Here is a 3,382-nt window from a genome sequence, read left to right on the forward strand (position 1 = left end):
TGTTCCGGCGGTGTCCTACTCTCCCACACCCTGTCGAGTGCAGTACCATCGGCGCAGGTGGCCTTAGCTTCCGGGTTCGGAATGGGACCGGGCGTTTCCCCACCGCTATAGCCGCCGTAACACTATGAAACTATCCACAGAGAGCCAGTAACCAGAAAACACACGTTTCCTGATCCTGTCTGCCTGTATCTGTGTGTTGTTTCAGATACCGCACAGTGGACGCGTAGCCTCTTCGTCAGTAAGCCCTCGGCCTATTAGTACCAGTCACCTCCACACGTTACCGTGCTTCCAGTTCTGGCCTATCAACCCAATGATCTGTTGGGGGCCTTAACCCTTCAAGAGGGAGAGAAACCTCATCTTGGAACAGGCTTCCCGCTTAGATGCTTTCAGCGGTTATCCCTTCCGAACGTAGCCAACCAGCCATGCTCCTGGCGGAACAACTGGCACACCAGAGGTTCGTCCGTCCCGGTCCTCTCGTACTAGGGACAGCCTTCCTCAAGTTTCTAACGCGCGCGGCGGATAGAGACCGAACTGTCTCACGACGTTCTAAACCCAGCTCGCGTGCCGCTTTAATGGGCGAACAGCCCAACCCTTGGGACCTACTCCAGCCCCAGGATGCGACGAGCCGACATCGAGGTGCCAAACCATCCCGTCGATATGGACTCTTGGGGAAGATCAGCCTGTTATCCCCGGGGTACCTTTTATCCGTTGAGCGACACCACTTCCACACGTAGGTGCCGGATCACTAGTCCCGACTTTCGTCCCTGCTCGACCTGTCAGTCTCACAGTCAAGCTCCCTTGTGCACTTACACTCAACACCTGATTACCAACCAGGCTGAGGGAACCTTTGGGCGCCTCCGTTACATTTTAGGAGGCAACCGCCCCAGTTAAACTACCCACCAGGCACTGTCCCTGAACCAGATCATGGCCCGAGGTTAGAAGTCCAATACGACCAGAGTGGTATTTCAACGACGACTCCCACGACACTAGCGTGCCGCTTTCACAGTCTCCCACCTATCCTACACAAACCGTACCGAACACCAATACCAAGCTATAGTGAAGGTCCCGGGGTCTTTTCGTCCTGCCGCGCGTAACGAGCATCTTTACTCGTAATGCAATTTCGCCGAGTCTGTGGTGGAGACAGCAGAGAAGTCGTTACGCCATTCGTGCAGGTCGGAACTTACCCGACAAGGAATTTCGCTACCTTAGGATGGTTATAGTTACCACCGCCGTTTACCGGGGCTTAAATTCTCAGCTTCGCCCTTACGAGCTAACCGGTCCTCTTAACCTTCCGGCACCGGGCAGGCGTCAGTCCGTATACATCGTCTTACGACTTCGCACGGACCTGTGTTTTTAGTAAACAGTCGCTTCTCTCTGGTCTCTGCGACCACCCCCAGCTCCCCGTGCAAGACGGTTCACCAGACATGGCCCTCCTTCTCCCGAAGTTACGGAGGTATTTTGCCGAGTTCCTTCACCACAGTTCCCTCGATCGCCTCAGTATTCTCTACCTGACCACCTGTGTCGGTTTGGGGTACGGGCCGTGTACCAACTCACTAGAGGCTTTTCTCGGCAGCATAGGATCACTGAATTCACCTCAAACGGCTACGCATCACCTCTCAGGCACATGAGACACGGATTTGCCTATGTCTCGCCCTACAGGCTTACACCACGTAATCCACCACGTGGCCCAGCTACCTTCCTGCGTCACCCCATCGCTTGACTACTACAATCAGGGTCCCGTGCAGCCACATCTCCTCACCCGAAGGTGATAGATCCGCTTTTGGACGGTTAGCACAACTGATTCGCCATTGGGCGCGGATACACGGGTACGGGAATATCAACCCGTTGTCCATCGACTACGCCTGTCGGCCTCGCCTTAGGTCCCGACTCACCCTGGGCGGATTAACCTGGCCCAGGAACCCTTGGTCATTCGGCGGACGAGTTTCTCACTCGTCTTTCGCTACTCATGCCTGCATTCTCACTCGCGCAGCCTCCACAACTAGGTCACCCCGCTGCTTCCCTGGCTACACGACGCTCCCCTACCCACCCAGTCGACTGGCCCGAAGGCGATCTAATGACTGAGTGCCGCGGCTTCGGCGGTGTACTTGAGCCCCGCTACATTATCGGCGCAGGATCACTTGACCAGTGAGCTATTACGCACTCTTTCAAGGGTGGCTGCTTCTAAGCCAACCTCCTGGTTGTCTAAGCGACCCCACATCCTTTTCCACTTAGTACACGCTTAGGGGCCTTAGCCGGCGATCTGGGCTGTTTCCCTCTCGACTACGAAGCTTATCCCCCGCAGTCTCACTGCCACGCTCTCACACACCGGCATTCGGAGTTTGGCTGACTTCGGTAAGCTTGTAGGCCCCCTAGGCCATCCAGTAGCTCTACCTCCAGTGTGAAACACGTGACGCTGCACCTAAATGCATTTCGGGGAGAACCAGCTATCACGGAGTTTGATTGGCCTTTCACCCCTACCCACAACTCATCCCCTCAGTTTTCAACCTAAGTGGGTTCGGGCCTCCACGACGTCTTACCGTCGCTTCACCCTGGCCATGGGTAGATCACTCCGCTTCGGGTCCATAGTGTGCGACTCAAAACGCCCTATTCGGACTCGCTTTCGCTACGGCTCCCCCACACGGGTTAACCTCGCCACACACCGATGACTCGCAGGCTCATTCTTCAAAAGGCACGCCATCACCAAACAAGTCAGCTCTGACGGATTGTAAGCGCACGGTTTCAGGTACTATTTCACTCCCCTCCCGGGGTACTTTTCACCTTTCCCTCACGGTACTAGTCCGCTATCGGTCACCAGGGAGTATTCAGGCTTACCGGGTGGTCCCGGCAGATTCACAGCAGATTTCACGGGCCCGCTGCTACTCGGGTACTCGATACAAGAGAGAACGCATTTTCGCTTACCGGACTCTCACCGTCTACGGTTGGCCATCCCAGACCAATTCAGCTAACACGAACTTTTCTGACTCTCGCCCAGATCGGCAGAACTAGGAAATCGAGCCCCACAACCCCGGCCATGCAACGACTGCCGCCTATCACACATAACCGGTTTAGCCTCATCCGCTTTCGCTCGCCACTACTCACGGAATCACAATTGTTTTCTCTTCCTGTGGGTACTGAGATGTTTCACTTCCCCACGTTCCCTCCACACACCCTATATATTCAGATGCGGGTAACACGACATCACTCGTGCTGGGTTTCCCCATTCGGAAATCCTCGGATCTCAGCTCGGTTGACAGCTCCCCGAGGCTTATCGCAGCCTCCTACGTCCTTCATCGGCTCCTGGTGCCAAGGCATCCACCGTACGCTCTTACACACTTACTAACAAAGATGCTCGCGTCCACTGTGCAGTTCTCAAACAACACAC

General features: G+C 55.4%; 2 rRNA genes. Both read right to left on the minus strand.

What is annotated here, in order from left to right:
- Window positions 1-2 precede the first annotated feature (2 nt).
- Window positions 3-119: ribosomal RNA gene (rrf, locus tag K7711_RS46885) — 5S ribosomal RNA — on the minus strand.
- Between the two features lie 115 nt (window positions 120-234).
- Window positions 235-3,339, minus strand: a 23S ribosomal RNA gene (locus K7711_RS46890).
- Between the last annotated feature and the right edge of the window lie 43 nt (window positions 3,340-3,382).

Origin of the sequence: Nocardia coffeae (assembly GCF_019890715.1) — a bacterium.
In the GTDB taxonomy this organism is placed as follows: domain Bacteria; phylum Actinomycetota; class Actinomycetes; order Mycobacteriales; family Mycobacteriaceae; genus Nocardia; species Nocardia jiangxiensis.